Source organism: Paraniabella aurantiaca, from assembly GCF_050309965.1.
Taxonomy (GTDB): domain Bacteria; phylum Bacteroidota; class Bacteroidia; order Chitinophagales; family Chitinophagaceae; genus Niabella.
This window is the reverse complement of sequence record NZ_JBLOSY010000001.1, coordinates 1153570-1171727: the sequence shown is the minus strand read 5'-3', so window position 1 is coordinate 1171727 and position 18158 is coordinate 1153570. Positions and strand designations below refer to the sequence as shown.

Below are 18158 nucleotides of genomic sequence, written 5' to 3'. Positions count from 1 at the left end.
CCCTAGAGCCCGCTTTTTTATAATTATATATGATATTTAAGATAATTCTGCCTGGTAGTTGGTTAGCTCCCTGAATTGCTGTACTCTCTTATTTATATCTTCTTTGGTAATTTCTTTTAACCTTGTGGTACCGAATTTTTCAACGCAGAAGCTGGCCAGCGCGCTTCCAACTATGATAGCGGTTTTCATGCTTTCAAAAGAAACGTCGCCTGTTTTTGCCAGGTAGCCAATAAATCCACCCGCAAAAGTATCGCCCGCACCAGTAGGGTCAAATACTTCTTCTAAAGGAAGTGCAGGTGCAACAAATACCTGGTTTTCATGGAATAGTAAAGCGCCATGCTCTCCCTTTTTAATGATCAGGTACTTAGGACCCATGGTAAGGATTTTTTTGGCTGCTTTTACCAGAGAGAACTCGGCCGTCAACTGGCGCGCTTCGCTGTCGTTTACCAGTAAAACATCGATCTTGCTGATCACTTCTTCCAGTTCCGGCAATGCAATGTCCATCCAGAAGTTCATGGTGTCCAGTACGATCAGTTTAGGTCTTTTAGTCAACTGATTGATAACACTTAATTGAACTGAAGGCGCCAGGTTGCCCAACATTAAGAAATCGGCACCCTGGTAACTTGCGGGAATAACAGGTTTGAAATCGCCTAATACATTAAGCTCGGTAACCAATGTATCACGTGTATTCATATCCAGGTGGTATTTACCTGCCCAAAAGAAAGATTTTCTATCCGGCACTATTTCAACCGCTTCTGTTTCAACACCACGACGGCGTAACTCTTCCAATTCTTCCGCAGGGAAATCGTAGCCCACTACAGAAACCTGCTGTACCGGCTGTACAAAATTGGCTGCAGCATAAGCAATATAAGTGCCGGCACCACCAATTATCTTGTTCGACTTTCCAAAAGGGGTTTCTATATCATCAAAGGCCATAGAGCCTACTACTATAACAGACATATTAATTGTGTGATTTGTGACCTGTCTCCGACAGGCAGGTTTACGATTGTAATAACGGCCGCAAAAGTAAGATTAATGTGGAATGTTTAAAGTTTAAAATTCTGATGTTCAATATTTAGAACCCATTTTGAATTTTAAACCTTAAACTTTAACGGTGTTACACCAATTCTTTCCTCAACCTGGCAACAGGAATATTTAGCTGTTCCCTGTATTTAGCCACGGTGCGGCGGGCAATATTGTAACCTTTATCCTGTAGTAGCTCGGTCAGCTTTTCATCGCTTAAGGGATGCTTTTTACTTTCCGATTCTATCATATCGCTCAGGATCTTCTTCACCTCGCGTGTAGAAACCTCCTCGCCGCTGTCGGTACTCAACGATTCGCTAAAGAAGAATTTTAACCGGTAAGTACCAAATTCAGTTTGTACAAACTTACTGTTAGCCACACGGCTTACGGTTGAGATATCCAGGTGTGTTTTCTCGGCTATATCTTTTAATATCATGGGCCTGAGCGAGGTTTCATCACCTGTAAGGAAAAATTCTTCCTGGTGGTTCATGATCGCACCCATCGTATCCAGTAAGGTATGCTGGCGCTGTTTGATAGCGTCAATAAACCACTTGGCAGCGTCTATTTTTTGTTTGATAAAGAGTACTGCTTCTTTTTGTTGTTTGTCTTTTTTAGTACCACGGCTGTACTCCTTCATCATGTCTCTGTACCCCTCGCTAATACGCAGCTCAGGTGCATTGCGGCTATTCAGGGTCAACTCGAGTTTACCATTGTTGTTGAGAATGAAGAAGTCCGGAACCACGTAGCTTTCTGCTTTGTTTACAGAGCCTATATTGCCTCCCGGTTTGGGATTTAACCGGATGATCTGCTGCATCACTTCTTTCAGTTCACCATCCTCCAGTCCCAGGCCGCGCTGTATCTTTTCGTAGTGCTTCTTGGTAAATTCGTCAAAATATTTTTCAATTGCGGTAATGGCAATGTCAACGTCTTTTCCTTCCGCTTTTTGTCTTCTTAATTGCAGTAACAGGCACTCAGGTAAATCTCTTGCTCCTATGCCCGGAGGGTCGAACTGTTGAATTTTGGCAATAATATCATCTACTTCTTCAACCGTTGTATCGATATTCTGCCTGAAGGCCAGGTCATCAACCAGGGCAGGTGTATCTCTTCTCAGGTACCCATCTTCATCAATACTGCCTATAATATGTTCTGCAATTTTCCTTTGCTGGTCTGTTAAAGCAAGAAGCCCCAGCTGACTTACCATCAGGTCGTAAAAAGAAGCTTCATTTTTTATTGGTAACTGGCGGTTGTCGTCGTCGTCTGAGTAGTTGTCTTCACGGGTTTTATATTCTGCTATTTCGCCGTCGTCGTCGTGCAGGTATTCTGTCACATCAATGTTATCATAGTCGTCCACGCTTCCGTCCTGTTCCTCGTAACTGTCTGCTTCTTCTGTATTGTCACTAAACTCATCGGCATAGGGATCTTCGTCTTTATGTGCCTCCTCGTCTACTTCCAGGGCGGGATTTGCTTCGAGTTCTTCTTTGATTCTTTCTTCCAGGTTTGCAGTGGGCACCTGCAATAACTTCATTAACTGAATTTGCTGGGGAGAGAGCTTCTGTAAAAGTTTTTGTTGTAAGGATTGTCCTAAAGCCACCGTTCAAAATTTTTGTTATCAAAAATCGAGCCTAACTTTACAAAGATAGCCATACGAGTTACCTAAAATATTTTTTATTGTTGTTTTATTGGTGTATATTTTTGGATTTCCATTATTTATCCCTGCTTTAGTAACGCGAAATTTTTAAGCAGCTAGCCGGCCAGTCCCTCTTTTTATTTTTTCCATTTCTCGAATCATGCTCCTGGCATTTGACCGGAACGCCGTAATACAGCGGGTTTCAGCATATTAGCCACGCTGATTGGCTTGGCTGTAAAACCGGTTTGCAAAATCGTTTTTTATGAGGAGAAATAGAAAAAGTATTCCTATTTATAGTAAACAGGTTTTCAAATGTTTAAAAAAATTTTAACGTATTTTTTAATAATGTATTAGAAACACATTAATTTTGTGTTAACTAACGGTTGTTCTTATTGTTTTGCTATAACCGTATTCGTGAAAACTGATTTCTTTATTAATTAAACCATCTTAAATGAAAGGCTTGCAAATCATGAGGTGCATACCTCTGCGTAACCGTAACCATAAATGGGCCGGTTTTTTTTTGTTTTTTCTAGCGATTTTTTCCAGCAGTGCCGGGTTTGCGCAAACCACAACTATCAGGGGAAATGTTATAAGTGATGCTGGGTCTGCATTACCGAATGTTTCTGTTCAGGTAAAGAGTTCTACTGTGGGTACAACTACCGACTCTTCCGGAAATTTTACTATTAATGTTCCTGGTGCTAATGCCATCCTTGTTTTTTCTTCAATAGGTTATACGGAAAAGGAAGAGGCATTGAGCGGACGTACAGAACTAAATGTAGTATTAACCGCCTCGGCACAAAACCTGGAGCAGGTAGTGGTGATTGGTTATGGTACTGCTACTAAAAGAGATTTGACAGGATCGGTGGCCAAAGTTAGTGGCGCTGAAATAGCTTCTCAGCCTAACGTTAACCCGCTATCGTCTTTACAGGCAAAAGTTACCGGTTTGAATATTGTGAACAATGCGGTGCCCGGTACGGCTCCGGATGTGAGAATCAGAGGAACAATAAGTGTTGGTACTGTAAGGCCTGTTTATATCATAGACGGAATTTTCAGTGACAATTTAGATTTTGTAAATCCCAGTGACATTGAAAGTGTAGAAGTATTAAAAGATCCATCGTCATTAGCTGTATTTGGTATCAAAGGTGCGGCAGGTGCAATTTTGGTTACTACCAAAAAGGCAAGGGCAGGACAAACTAATATTAATTTCAATACCTCTATTGGCGTAAAACAATTGGTTGACAAAATAGCCATGGCCAACGGTGATGAGTTTCGCAAGTTATTGACCTTTGAAGCAAATAACCGTGTAAAGGACGACCCGAAGGCCGGTTCATTATTAGATTTTGTGAATAATGGCATGGCCGCTTATAATGGAAATACGGATTGGGTAGATGCTGTTACCAGAGACGCTATTTTTTCAACCACTAATTTAAGTATCGACGGAAGTTCGGAGCGGAACAGGTTTCGAATTGGCTTAGGGTATACTTACGATGAAGGGTTGGTGAAACATATACGTTACGACAGGCTGACATTGTCTTTAAACGATGAGTACAAAGTAACAAAAAATATAAAAGTCGGGGTGAACCTGATAGGTTCAAAAGAAAGGCTGCCTTATGGAAGTGATGCCCTTGAGCAGGCTAGAAGAGCGCTGCCGATTATACCGGATGGCACTACGTCCATCTATTCAAAAAATCCTTACGGAACAGATTCGGCCAATTTTAATTTGTACACTACCACACCTATTATTCAAAATTCTGAAACCAATCCTTTGGCAACATTGGAAAATAACTGGAATAAAAAAATAGATGACAGGTATAAAATTGTAGGGAGCGCTTTTTTTGACTATCAGATATTCACCGATCTAAACTTTAGAGCTACGTGGTACACTGATATGAGCTTCAGAAATAACAGGGAGTATACTCCTTTATACAATTTATATGATCCTGTTTTAAAAACAGTAATTGCTAAAAATGCGCTCACTGCGGTAAGGCAGGACAGAGATGATACGAGGGCCTTTCAACAGGATTATATTGCTACCTATAAGAAAAAAATCAATGATCATAGTGTAACAGCCACTGCTGGCTTTACAACTTACTACTATACCTACCAGCCCATGAGTGCTACAGTAAGCCAATCAAAACCAGGGATAAGTATTATACCTGATAAAGAATCTTTGTGGTATCTGAATTCGGGTTTTGGAGACGTAAAAAGCGTGATTAATACCACGCAACGTGAATATGCTACCGTTTCCGGATTGGCAAGGGTATTATACAATTTCAAAAACAAGTATTATTTAAACGCAAGTTTCAGAAGGGATGGATCGAGCCAGATTAACAGGGAATATTCTAAAAAGTTTCAGAATTTCTGGGCCTTGGGCGGAGCCTGGGAAGTTACCAGGGAATCATTTATGCAGGATCAGGACATATTTGACTTCCTGAAACTTAAAGCGTCTACAGGTGTACTTGGTAATTTTACGGCTCAGGGTAAAGACTATCCCGCTTATCCAACTATCTCTTCAAATGCTTCTGCTGTTTTTGGTGAAAACCTGATTCCGGTTTATGTTCCTGACTATCAGTACGATCCTAATCTGAAATGGGAAACCGTAAAATCAACCGAGTTTGGACTGGAAGCGGACTTTTTAATGAACCGTTTACATTTCGAAACGAACTACTATACTAAAGAAACCCGGGATCTGATTGTATTGTTAACACCGGTGGGACAGTTGCCAACACTAACCAACAGCGGTAACATTAAAAACAGTGGATGGGAGTTTGCGGCAAACTGGAATGACAAATTATCAAATAACTGGAGTTACTCCCTGGGTGGTAACCTTACTACTTATAAAAACAAGGTCACCTATTTACCATTCCCTTTAAGAACCAATATCTCATCAAGTGAAGCCACTCCCAACCAGGCAGAAACAGGATATCCCATTGGATATTTCTACGGCTTTGTTGTAGACGGTATTTATCAATCTAATGCTGATATATTGAACTCTCCTGCAAACCTGGTTAATGGTGGCAATGCTAAACCGGGTGATTTTAAATACAAAGATTTGAATGGCGACAACATTATCAATGACAAAGACCGTACAATCATAGGTAACCCTACACCCGATTTTACTTACGCTATAAATGCATCGATAAAATATAGATCATTTGATTTGGGCATTGATATGATGGGTAGCTATGGCGGAGAAATATATAGAGCATGGGGTACTTCAGAGCAAAAAAATTCGGTATACAACTATCCACAGTACTATATGGAGGGCTGGACAGAGCCTGGTTCATCAAATTGGGTACCTATTGTTAATGCTTCACACCTGATTAACAGGGCTCCTTCGACGTATGGCATAGAGGACGGTAGCTTTTTCAGAATCAGGAACCTGAATATTGGGTATACCATCTCTAAAATAAACGGGTTTAATAGTTTTAAAAATCTCAGATTCAGCCTTTCTGCTCAAAATTTAATAACCTGGAAAAGAAATATGGGATATTCTCCTGAATTTTCCGGAGATGCTACTTCGTTTGGCATAGACTGGGGAAATGCAGGAAGCGCCATACCCAGAGTTATCACATTTGGGTTAAATGCTAATTTCTAATCAGATAAATTTTTACAATAATGAAAGCGATAAATAAATTAGGATATGGAATGCTGGTGGTAATGGGTTTAAGCATTACTGCCGGTGGCTGCAAAAAGTTTTTGGACAGGGAACCACTGGTGGCAACCGTGGATGATTTACAAGGTGGTGAGCTGGAAGGTAAAGTGCTGGGGTTATATGGCGAAATCAGAAATTCCAAAGCAGAGCCCTATTCGGGCGACGGTTTTCAAAGTATAGCGTATGTTGCTATGAACGGTTTTCGTTCAGACGATGCGGAAGTAGTTTCTGACCCGGGTGCTTCTGCCTGGCATCAAACCTTTGATAACTTTCAATATGTGAAAGATGACTGGGGATCGGGCGTTTATTGGAGCAAACACTATGTTTTTGCTGGTTTGTGTAACGATGCTCTTGAAGTATATAGCAAAATCACGACTCCAGATCCAGCAACCACCACATTGGCGGCTGAAGCACATTTTTTCAGAGCCTATTCTTATTTCGATCTGGTAAGAACATTTGGAGATGTGCCTTTGATAGATTTTAAAATTAACCAACCTACAGACGGGCATGTTGCAAAATCGCCCGCATCGGACATCTATGATTTTATTGAGAAAGACCTGCAGTTTGCAGCACAGCACCTTCCTCCTTCCTGGACAGCTTACCCAGGTCGGCTTACAGTGGGCGCTGCGAAAACTATGTTGGCTAAAGTTTATATCTATCGCCAAAAATGGGGTGCAGCATTGCCCTTATTACAAGAAGTGATTGCAAGTAACCAATATGAATTGCATAGTAAGTATTGGGAAATATATAAAACGCAGGGTGAGTTGAACAAAGAATCAATCTTTGAAATACAGGCATCTAAAAAAGCTGGCGACGGAGATACTTACTGGAGTCGTTTAGGGCAGTGCCAGGGAATAAGAGGTTCGGGTGATTTTGATTTGGGATGGGGCTGGAACACACCTACAGAGTCACTGGTTAATTCTTACGAGCCAGGCGACCTGAGAAAGGATGCAACCATATTAGTGTCGGGGCAATACGACGGTGGTACAGAAACCGGAGGTTACGGGCTTACGTTACCTAATCTTACAAATGCAAAATATTGGAATAAAAAGGTATATAATAGGAGGGAGGACTACCTGGCGGCTGGTCTCGGAACACCAAATAACGAAGCTCAAAATACCTGGGTGAACCAAAGAGTATTACGCTATGCGGATGTATTGTTACTTGCGGCAGAAGCTGCTAATGAGCTGGGTGGTGCCACAAATATTGAAAATGCCACAAAGTGGGTAACCCAGATCAGAAAGAGAGCGGGATTAGGCGATGCTACTTATACTACACAGGCCGCTATGCGTGCATTAATCAAGAAAGAGAGGAGGGCTGAGTTTGCTATGGAGTATGAGCGTTTCTTCGACTTAGTAAGGTGGAACGATGCTTTGGCGGTATTAGGGCCTTTGAATTATCAAAATAAAAACCGTTTTTATCCGATACCACAAGGAGCAATTAACGACAATCCTAAGTTGGTACAAAATCCTGATTACAATTAAACTTATTGAAAATGAAAAAGTCAATATTCACATATTTGGTGCTTTGCTCGGTACTTGCTTTGCACAGCTGCCAGAAGATGGATCGCCCGGTATTGGGTGATTACCCAAAAGATGTAGATGTAATACCTACAACTCCTTTGAGATTTTATGTTCCTTTCGATTCTACAGAAACCAAGGACAGGCAATTGAACATTCGCTTTGCCGATGAAATCTCTTCATATCCATGTCTGTTCCCGGATGCAAGTATTAAGTCGGGAACAGGAGTGAGTGGTACTTCTTATCAGGGAGCAGATAATGTAGCGCTTCGGTATTTGAATGCCAACGATATGAAAACGGCTACAAGTTTTAGTGTGGCATTATGGATGAAGCAAACAGTAGCCGAAGCGAATGGCAGAACACAGTTTATCTTTTCTTTTGTTGATGAAACTTATGACTGGGCTAAGAGCGCCATTTTTATGATGGTGGAAAATGCTACTTTAACCGATGCCACAGTTAAAGTATTGGTAATGGATCAATGGTTAGAGTTTGCAGGTGATAATAAACTTAAAAAACCAATGTTTGATGGCAACTGGCACCATTGGGTAATTACCTATGATGAAACAACTTCGAAAATGGGTTATTACTTCGATGGTGTGAAGGTTGACAATGTGCCTGCAGCCGCAACCGATGTGAAAAAAGCCGGTAGTGCAAGAGGTAAACTGGATTTGACCAAAGCTACAAGTTTAGTTATTGGGGGATATAATAGACATGGAGGTGCTCCTGGTGCATCTGACGACTGGATGAAATCTTTTACAGGAGGCATTGACCAATTTAGGATGTACAATAAAGTGCTCTCTGCTGCTGAAGTAAAGGAACTTTACGACGGCAAAAAATAAATCGAATCTCCGTAAAGGCATTATTGCCAAAACACCCATGGACATCCATGGGTGTTTACATATTTGTAATATTTAATTTTAAAGCCATGCAATTCTGCAAACCTTTTCTTGCTTTATGTCTTTTGGCATTAGTATCAGTTGGTGCCCAATGTAATAAGAAGGGTAACGGAGAAAAAACACCAGAGCCTCCGGTACCTCCTGCAGCCGTTAACGAAGTGGACATGTGGCTGACAAAGGGAGATAAGTCTGTATTGATGCAAAAGCAAAACAAGGTGATTAGTTTTTCAGGCGTTAACAATGGCAATTCAGCTATCGAAGTAGATGATACAAAGCAGTATCAAACCATGGATGGTTTCGGATATACGCTCACCGGTGGTAGTGCAGCTTTAATTAACCAGATGGAGGCAAATAAGAAAGCTGCATTGATTACCGAGCTTTTTGGAAATGGAGCTAATGATATCGGGACCAGTTATATTCGTGTGAGTATGGGCGCTTCTGATTTGGACGCAGCGGTATTTAGTTATAACGATTTGCCAGCAGGGGAAGCCGATATATCCCAAAGTAAATTTAGCATAGCTGCAGATAAAACGCATTTGATACCAGTATTGAAAATGGCACTGGCTGTTAATCCCAACATAAAAATCATCGCTACTCCATGGAGCCCACCTACATGGATGAAGGACAATAATAACAGTGTAGGAGGCAGCCTCAAGCCGGAATATTATGCGTCTTATGCCACTTACTTTATAAAATATATTCAGGCAATGAAAGCCGAAGGTATTACGATCAATGCAATCACGCCGCAAAACGAACCTTTGCATCCGGGCAACAATCCCAGCATGTATATGACGGCGGAGCAACAAAGAGATTTTATAAAAAATAATCTGGGACCAGCATTTGCTGCACAGGGAATACAAACGAAAATCATCCTGTATGATCATAACCTGGATAAACCGGAATATCCGCTTACGATATTGAATGATGCCACCGCAAGGCAATACGTAGATGGCACGGCTTTTCATTTTTATGCCGGAGATATTGCCGCCATGTCCCAGGTGTATAATGCTTACCCTGATAAAAATGTATATTTTACAGAGCAATGGACGGATTCGGAAGGTCAGTTTGCGGGAGATCTAAAATGGCATATCAAAAATGTCATTATAGCCACATCCAGGAATTGGAGTAAAATAGCATTAGCCTGGAATCTTGCCAATGATCCTTATATGGGACCTCACACACCCGGAGGGTGTACCCGATGCCTCGGCGCATTAACGATCAACGGTTCTACGGTAACCAAAAATGTAGCGTATTACAATATAGCACATGCTTCCAAATTTGTACCTGCTGGTTCCAAGCGTATAGAGAGCAGCAACAATGCACAGGTTTCTAATGTCGCATTTGTTACACCACAGGGTAAGAAAGTAGTAGTTGTAGTTAATGATAACAATTATACCGCTTCTTTCAACATCAAATATCAAAATAAGTTCGCTGCAGTAAGCGTAGATGCAAATGCTGCTGCTACGTTTATCTGGTAAGCTTAAATAATTACGATATCGGTCACTGAAATTCTGCTGCCACACTTGTTTTATAAAAGATATAAATGAATTATTCTTACATACTTATTTCGTTAGGAGTTCTGTTCCTTTCTGCTTGCAGCAAGAGCGGTAATGATGATACAAGTAAACCATCTGCGCAGCCGCTGATCCTAAAAAGTATAACCATCCAGGATAAGCCTTTTGATGCTGTCGCGATCAATCAACCCGTTCAGCCGGTTATTCAGTTGATATTTTCCGAACCTGTAAAAGCTGGCACTATTGTAGGGGCCATTCATATAAAGGATCCTTCCGGCAATCTTATTCCGCATCAGGTTGTCACCAACGATGCAGGAGTTACAATAAAACCTGCTAACAACTTGTTGCACCTTACCCAATATAGTTTTGTTGTAAATAACTCTCTGCAATCTGAGTCCGGGGGAAATTTGGGAACTGCTGTTAATAAGAGTTTTGTTACCTACCTCGACTCATCCCGGAAATTTCCAACGCTTACTAATGAGCAGCTTTTAGAAAAAATACAGCAGCAAACGCTAAAATATTTCTGGGACTTTGCACATCCTTCCAGCGGTATGATCAGGGAGGGCAGTAAACACGCGCCGGATATCGTAACCAGCGGAGGTACGGGTTTTGGTGTTATGGCCCTGATAGCAGGAATGGAAAGAGGATTTATTGATAAGGCCCAGGGGCTGACGCGCATACAAAATATTGTGACTTTCTTAAAAGATAAAGCAGAACGTTTTCATGGTGCATTTCCTCATTGGATGAACGGGGCTTCGGGAGCCGTTATTCCGTTTAGCACGAATGATAACGGTGCCGACCTGGTTGAGACTTCACTCCTGATGATGGGATTAATAACAGCCCGTCAATATTTTGCCGGGGCCGGTGCTTCAGAGACCAACTTGCGAAATGACATCAATAGCTTATGGAATGCAGTAGAGTGGGACTGGTTCCGGCAGAACAGTCAAAATGTTTTATACTGGCATTGGAGTCCTTCGGCGGCCTGGACAATAAACCTTAAAGTACAGGGGTGGAATGAATGCCTGATTACCTATGTACTGGCGGCATCTTCCTCCGCTCATGCCATTACAAAGGATGTTTATGATAACGGATGGGCAAGAAATGGCGCCTTTAAAAATGGAAACATTTACTATAATTATACTTTGCCATTAGGCGAAAATATGGGAGGACCATTGTTTTTTGCACATTATTCGTTTATGGGAATTAATCCTAACGGGCTAAGTGATGGTTATGCTAATTACCAAACGCAAACAAAAAATCATACGCTTATTAATTATGAGTACTGCAAGGCGAATCCTAAAGGCTATTACGGTTACAGTGATTCAGTATGGGGACTAACAGCGAGTAATATAAAAGATGGATATACGGCTTCATCGCCTACTAATGATCGGGGATTTATTGCGCCAACTGCTGCAATTTCATCACTACCTTATACACCTAATGAATCAATGGCGGCGTTAAAGTTCTTTTATTATGTATTAGGCGACAAATTGTTTAAAGAGTATGGATTTGTAGATGCTTTTTCTTTAGACGTTTTGAAGAATAGCGGAGCGTGGTTTGCCGATGTACACTTGGCTATTGACCAGGGGCCGATTGTGGTGATGATCGAAAATTATAGATCGGGTTTGTTATGGAACTTATTTATGAGCGCTCCGGAAGTAAAAGCGGGATTGAATAAATTAGGGTTTACTGCCCCGGGGTTGTAGAAGAATGTTTTCACGGTGTCGTTTTCGATTAGGCCAGTAAGCTTAGATTACGTTATTAGCTTAATTTTCCGGAACTTTAATCATTACCGGATAACGCCTTCTAAAAATAAATGAAAAATCGAAAAGCCATTAGCACTCAAACCCCAATTATAAAAATTTCTAACTATTTAAAAACATTGCCATGAAAACAGTTACCTGCCCCTCAGCTATTGCGGTTATTTTATTCTGTAACATTTTATTATTCGGATGTAAGAAGAATGATCTTACATCCGGCAAAAAGACTGAACCCGTCGGTGCGCTTAAAGCATTGAAGAATCTGGGATATGATACCAGCGGTGTTGTAGATATGGGTGATCATTATTTGGTAGAAAATGATATTGTAATTTCTAAATCTCTCTTATCGGGTACTTTGCCCAGGCAGGCATATGGAGGTAATAGCCAATTGGTGGGCGTTTCCAAACAAAGGAGCATGACAATACGCATCGATAATTCTGTTCCCAGCAATAATGGAAACCTGGATTGGCGAAATGAGGTTCCACAGGCCATTGCAGTATACAATAATTTGGCTACCAGCAACATCAGGTTTACGCTGGTAACTTCTGCCACTGCTGATATTGTTATTAAAACAGGTTCTTATTCTGCAACAAGTTCCCCCGCCAGGGCTCCGCTACCCTCTGGCGGCAACCCGGGCTCTTATGTAGAGATTAATACCAGCTTTACGGGAACGCTTAGCAGCATAGAAAAAGTTTATACATTAGTACATGAATTAGGACATTGCATTGGATTGAAGCATACCGACTGGTATAATGATACAGTTGTCGGCGACGGACCTTATCCCGCAGTAGGAAATTCTCCCAACGACGCAACCAATGAAGATACAGAGTCGATTATGATGCACTCCATTCCCTGGTTCATTTTTTCTGTAGAATTTTCTGCATGGGATATGTATGCCATTTCGTTTCTATATCCTTCCAGTGTATTACAAATTACAGCTCAAAGTCCTATTTGCGGTAATAGCCTATTAACTATTGAAGGTCTGTCTCCCCAGGCCACAGTCAACTGGTCCGTTTCCAGTTCCGCAAGTACGCTTAGTTGTACCAATTGCCACACTCCCAGTTTGGTTATGGATAATATAGCACTTCCCGGATTGGTAACAGGCGTAACAGCTACTATTTCTTACAATGGACAAAATGTACTACAACTATATAGATCCGTTTATAATTATAAGAATCAGTATTATACTTTCGAAGTAAAGTCTTACGAACCTTATGTTAATGTACTGTATCTGCAGCCTAATACAACTTACAACTTTTATATTGAAGAAGGAATACCCGGCCAGATAAGCTGGGATTTGCCTCAGGGATTTGTTATGGTTGGAGATGCTAATTCTTCTTCAATTTATGTTACGACCCCATCTGTTTTTACGGAGCCAACAGGAAATATATTTGCCAATATTGTTACCGATTGTGGTAATACTGTGCAGGGAAGTATTTTCTTTGCATATGATAATTAGTGAATATGCATTCAGCTATAATTTTACGCACCAATGGCACAAAGATTATAAGCTCGTATATTGATAGCTGCATATTTTGCAGCTATCATACTTTATATCTTAATATCCCATTAAATAAGGATTAGAATCTATTTTTTACCATATTTGTATCCGGTTGCAGCTATATTTTTTAAACGTTTTCCTGCGGTTGCAGATGTAGCAATTATGTTGCTTTATTTAACAAAAAATCTTTTAATGAAAACAAAAGCAATCCTTCTCTGCGGATTATTTTTTTCCTTTTTAACAGCGGCCGCTCAAAAAACAGTTGCTTTAAAACCGGCAGGGATACCCTATACCATTAAAATCGACAAAAATATTTCCGACTCTGCATTGGTCGACCTTGTACAAAAACAAACCCTGCGTTATTTCTGGGACTTTGCGCACCCGGTAAGCGGGCTGGCGCGTGAGCGTAGTAATATTTCTTTTAATTATGGTTCTGAAGTGACTACTACCGGGGGAACGGGTTTTGGCATTATGGCCCTGATCGTGGGTGTAAACAGGGGATGGATTGAGCGGGATACTGCCGCCCGGTTTATTTTGAAGATTGTGAAGTTTCTTTCCAAAGCAGATGCCTATCATGGGGTATTCCCCCATTGGCTGGACGGAGCAACCGGTAAAACGATTCCCTTTAGCAGGAAAGATGATGGCGCCGATTTGGTTGAATCATCTTTTTTATTCCAGGGACTATTAACGGCCAGGCAATACTTTAACGGGAACAGCGATGTGGAGCGCGATTTGCGCAACCGGATTAACTGGCTTTGGAATGATATAGAATGGAACTGGTTTACCAATGGCGGTCAAAATGTACTGTATTGGCACTGGAGCCCCAATAATGGCTGGGCGATGGACTTCCCGGTGCGCGGATTCAATGAATGCCTGATCATGTACGTATTGGCCGCATCTGCCTCAAACGAAAAGTACCAGGTGCCGGCTTCTATATACCACAGGGGATGGGCGCAGAGCGATTTTTTTATTAATAAGCGGAAGTTTTATAATTATACCCTGCCTTTAGGCTTTGATTATGGTGGCCCCTTATTTTTTTCGCATTATTCCTTCCTGGGGCTTTCTCCCAAAGGGTTAAAAGACCGTTATGCCGATTATTGGGAGCAGAATCAAAATCATACTTTGATCAACTACAGCTATTGCGTAGACAATCCCAAAGCTTTTAAAGGGTATGGTGAAAACTGCTGGGGACTTACGGCCAGCGATACCTATAACGGGTACGATGCGCATTCTCCAACAAACGATCATGGAACCATAACGCCTACGGGAGCGCTCTCTGCATTTCCCTATACGCCGGCGCAGTCGATGAAAGCGCTAAGACATTTTTATGTAGATCTCGGCGATAAAATATGGAGCCCCTATGGCTTTACAGATGCTTTCAACAAAACGCAAAACTGGTACGCGCAGTCGCACCTGGCCATAGACCAGGGCCCGATTGTTGTAATGATAGAAAATTACAGAACGGGCTTGCTTTGGAATCTTTTTATGAGTTGTCCCGAAGTAAAGAACGGATTAAAAAAGCTGGGTTTTACAAGTGAGTATTATCAGTAAAAATAAAGTACAAAAAAGCAAACCGGAGCGACTCAGCGATGAAGCGCTGCTGGAGTTGGTGCAGCAACGCACGTTCCGGTATTTCTGGGATTTTGCGGAGCCCAATTCAGGTATGGCGCGCGAACGCAATCGCGATACATTTCAAAACATAGTCACTACTGGTGGTTCTGGGTTTGGTGTGATGGCGATTATAGTTGCAGCAGAACGGAAATGGATCACGAGAGTTGAGGCGGTTGTCCGCATAAGGAAGATCCTTTCTTTTTTATCCGGTGCAGATCAATACCACGGCGCTTTTGCCCATTGGATCGATGGCAACACCGGCAAAACGGTTCCCTTTAGTAAAAAAGATAATGGAGCAGATCTGGTCGAGACATCTTTTTTATTCCAGGGGCTTTTAGCAGCACGCCAGTATTTCAGCAAAAGAAACGAAGAAGAAAAATGGATACGTGAAGAAATTACCCGGCTCTGGGAACAGGTGAACTGGGAGTGGTTTACAAGAGGGGAAAATGTATTGTACTGGCATTGGAGTCCCGATCATCAATGGAAGATGAACCTGAAGATTGAGGGATACAATGAAGCGCTGATTACCTATATACTCGCAGCGGCATCTCCTCAACATGCGATCTCTAAAAATGTATATGACAATGGTTGGGCCCGAAACGGCGATATGAAAAATGGTAAGGTCTTTTATCATATGAAGCTTCCTCTGGGCCCCGATTTCGGCGGTCCTTTATTCTTTGCACATTTTGGATTTGCGGGGTTAGATCCCCGGGGATTAAAAGACCACTTTGCAGATTATGGCAAACAGAACCTGGTACATGTAAAGATCAACTACAGGTATTGCGTAGACAATCCGTCAGGTTTTAAAGGATATGGTAAAGAAAGCTGGGGATTGTCTGCCTGTGATTATAAAAAACGGTACTATGAACAATCCCCGTTAAAAGAAAATGGTACCATCTGTTGCTCAGCAGCATTGGCCAGCATGCCTTATACACCCAAAGAGTCAATGGCAGCACTACGCTATTTTTATGAGGAGTTAGGCGATAAAATTTTCGGGGAATACGGCTTTACCGATAGCTTTAATCAAACACATAACTGGTATGCCGATTCTTACCTGGCTATTAACCAGGGCATTACCGTTTTAATGATAGAAAATTACAGGACCGGTTTTCTTTGGAACCTGTTTATGAAGGATCCCGATATTAAAAATGGTTTATTGAAACTGGGCTTTGAAAGTCCCTGGTTAATAAAATAATTATTATGATACCAGCTTTAAGAACATATAGCTACAAATTCTTGACATCCGTTCGCCAGTGGGGCGGACTTCGTATGATGTGGTTGTTAGTATCATCATTTTTGTTTCTCACAACCAGGTCACAACCTACAAAAGAAACTAAGGCTAACACCTATTGTAATCCAATCAATATTGATTATGGCTATACGCCGATACCCAATTTCAGCACCTGGGGACGTCACCGGGCAACGGCTGATCCGGTGATCGTTAATTACAAGGGCGATTATTATTTGTTCAGCACCAATCAGTGGGGGTATTGGTGGAGCAGTGATATGTTGAACTGGAAATTTATATCTAAAAAATTTTTGCGGCCCTGGAATGCAGGTGTATATGATGAGTTGTGCGCGCCAGCTGTGGGCATTATCGGAGATACCATGCTGGTGTTTGGTTCCACTTATTCCCGAAACTTTACCATTTGGATGAGCACCAATCCCAAGGCCAACGAATGGAAGCCCCTGGTGGATTCTTTTGATATCGGCGGATGGGATCCTTCTTTCTTCACAGATGATGATCAGAAGTTATACATGTACAACGGCAGCAGTAATAAGTTTCCGATGTATGGAGTAGAGTTGGATCGGAAAACGATGGAACCACAGGGCACACGCAAGGAAATGTATTTGCTGGAGCCCTGGAGATTTGGCTGGCAACGTTTTGGCGAGCATATGGACAATACGTTTTTAGATCCGTTTATAGAGGGTAGCCATATGACAAAGTATAAGGGGAAATACTATTTACAATATGGCGCGCCTGGTACCGAGTTCAGTGGCTATGCTGACGGCTTGTTGATCGGATCAGGTCCACTTGGTCCTTTTGAAGCGCAGTCTGATCCCTTAAGCATAAAACTGGGAGGCTATGTGCGTGGCGCCGGTCATGGCGCTACCTTTGAAGATAACTATAACCGCTTCTGGCATGTGTCCACTACGGTGCTTTCTGTAAAAAATACTTTTGAACGGCGCCTGGGTATCTGGCCTACCGGTTTTGATGCCGATGGTACGATGTGGTGTAATACTACTTTTGGCGACTATCCGCATTATATCCCATCAGGAACTATCAAAGAAGGTTACGGGGCTAATGGACTGTCGCCCTATTTTACGGGATGGATGCTGCTTAACTATAATAAACCGGTACAGGCATCTTCTACATTAGGAAGCTATGTTCTTAATAATGCCGTAGATGAGCTGATGAAAACTTACTGGAGTGCCAAAACGAGCGATAAAGGAGAATGGTTTCAAACAGACCTTGGAAATATTTCTACTGTAAATGCAATACAAATTAATTATGCAGACCAGGACGTGGCTGACGATAGGTTGGGCAAGTTTACCAATCAATATCACCAGTATAAATTGTATTATTCATTAGATGGAAAGAAATGGCTCCCGTTAGTTGATAAGAGTTTCAATAAAACAGACATCCCTCATGAGTATGTTCAGCTAAACCAACCGGTACAGGCGCGTTTTATTAAACTGGAAAATGTACACATGCCAACCGGTAAATTTGCGTTAAGCGGTTTCAGGATATTTGGTAACGGAAATGGCCCTAAGCCCGATACGGTAAAAGATTTTATTGTACTCAGAACTGAAAAGGATAAGCGTAGTGCATTTATAAAATGGAACCCGGTAGATAATGCATTTGCCTATAATATTTTTTATGGTACACATCCGGACAAATTATATACCAGCATTATGGTGCATAGTAACAATGAATACTGGATGAAGGCAATGGATTCTCAGAAACCCTATTATTACTGCATTCAATCAGTTAATGAAAACGGGGTGAGCGAGAGAAGTAAAGTTGTTAAAGTAGACTGATGTAATGCA

11 protein-coding genes are annotated in these 18158 nt (G+C 41.6%); 9 read left to right on the top strand and 2 right to left on the bottom strand.

The window, feature by feature from the left end:
• Positions 1-36: 36 nt before the first annotated feature.
• Together ACLOAU_RS05070 and rpoN are read right to left on the bottom strand one after the other, a co-directional pair.
• Positions 37-960, bottom strand: coding sequence for a PfkB family carbohydrate kinase (locus ACLOAU_RS05070; RefSeq protein ID WP_427860765.1), 924 nt, complete (start codon positions 958-960; stop codon positions 37-39).
• Between the two features lie 157 nt (positions 961-1117).
• A complete protein-coding gene (gene rpoN / locus ACLOAU_RS05065; protein WP_427860764.1) occupies positions 1118-2614 on the bottom strand; it encodes an RNA polymerase factor sigma-54 in 1497 nt (498 codons plus the stop codon).
• A gap of 487 nt (positions 2615-3101) precedes the next feature.
• Between rpoN and ACLOAU_RS05060 the strand changes: the two genes are divergently transcribed.
• The 9 genes from ACLOAU_RS05060 to ACLOAU_RS05020 all read left to right on the top strand — a co-directional run bounded on the left by ACLOAU_RS05060 (position 3102) and on the right by ACLOAU_RS05020 (position 18149).
• On the top strand, positions 3102-6248 hold the full coding sequence (locus tag ACLOAU_RS05060; protein WP_427860763.1) for a SusC/RagA family TonB-linked outer membrane protein: 3147 nt from the start codon (positions 3102-3104) through the stop codon (positions 6246-6248).
• Between the two features lie 20 nt (positions 6249-6268).
• Positions 6269-7789 (top strand): RagB/SusD family nutrient uptake outer membrane protein, encoded by a 1521-nt coding sequence (locus ACLOAU_RS05055; RefSeq protein WP_427860762.1) that lies wholly within the window; start codon positions 6269-6271, stop codon positions 7787-7789.
• An 11-nt stretch (positions 7790-7800) separates the two neighbouring features.
• On the top strand, positions 7801-8664 hold the full coding sequence (locus ACLOAU_RS05050; RefSeq protein WP_427860761.1) for a LamG domain-containing protein: 864 nt from the start codon (positions 7801-7803) through the stop codon (positions 8662-8664).
• 86 nt (positions 8665-8750) lie between these two features.
• Positions 8751-10199, top strand: a complete 1449-nt coding sequence (locus ACLOAU_RS05045) for a glycoside hydrolase family 30 protein (protein ID WP_427860760.1) — start codon at positions 8751-8753, stop codon at positions 10197-10199.
• Between the two features lie 65 nt (positions 10200-10264).
• Complete coding sequence (locus ACLOAU_RS05040) at positions 10265-11941, top strand: glucoamylase family protein (protein ID WP_427860759.1); 1677 nt, start codon at positions 10265-10267, stop codon at positions 11939-11941.
• A gap of 181 nt (positions 11942-12122) precedes the next feature.
• Positions 12123-13454 (top strand): M57 family metalloprotease, encoded by a 1332-nt coding sequence (locus tag ACLOAU_RS05035; RefSeq protein WP_427860758.1) that lies wholly within the window; start codon positions 12123-12125, stop codon positions 13452-13454.
• A 234-nt stretch (positions 13455-13688) separates the two neighbouring features.
• Positions 13689-15047, top strand: a complete 1359-nt coding sequence (locus ACLOAU_RS05030; protein WP_427860757.1) for a glucoamylase family protein — start codon at positions 13689-13691, stop codon at positions 15045-15047.
• Entirely contained in the window at positions 15031-16302 is a 1272-nt protein-coding gene (locus ACLOAU_RS05025) for a glucoamylase family protein (RefSeq protein ID WP_427860756.1), read from the top strand. Before ACLOAU_RS05030 ends, ACLOAU_RS05025 begins: the two co-directional genes overlap by 17 nt.
• Positions 16303-16307: 5 nt before the next feature.
• Positions 16308-18149: a family 43 glycosylhydrolase gene (locus tag ACLOAU_RS05020; protein WP_427860755.1), complete on the top strand. Its 1842-nt coding sequence runs from the start codon at positions 16308-16310 to the stop codon at positions 18147-18149.
• Positions 18150-18158 lie beyond the last annotated feature (9 nt).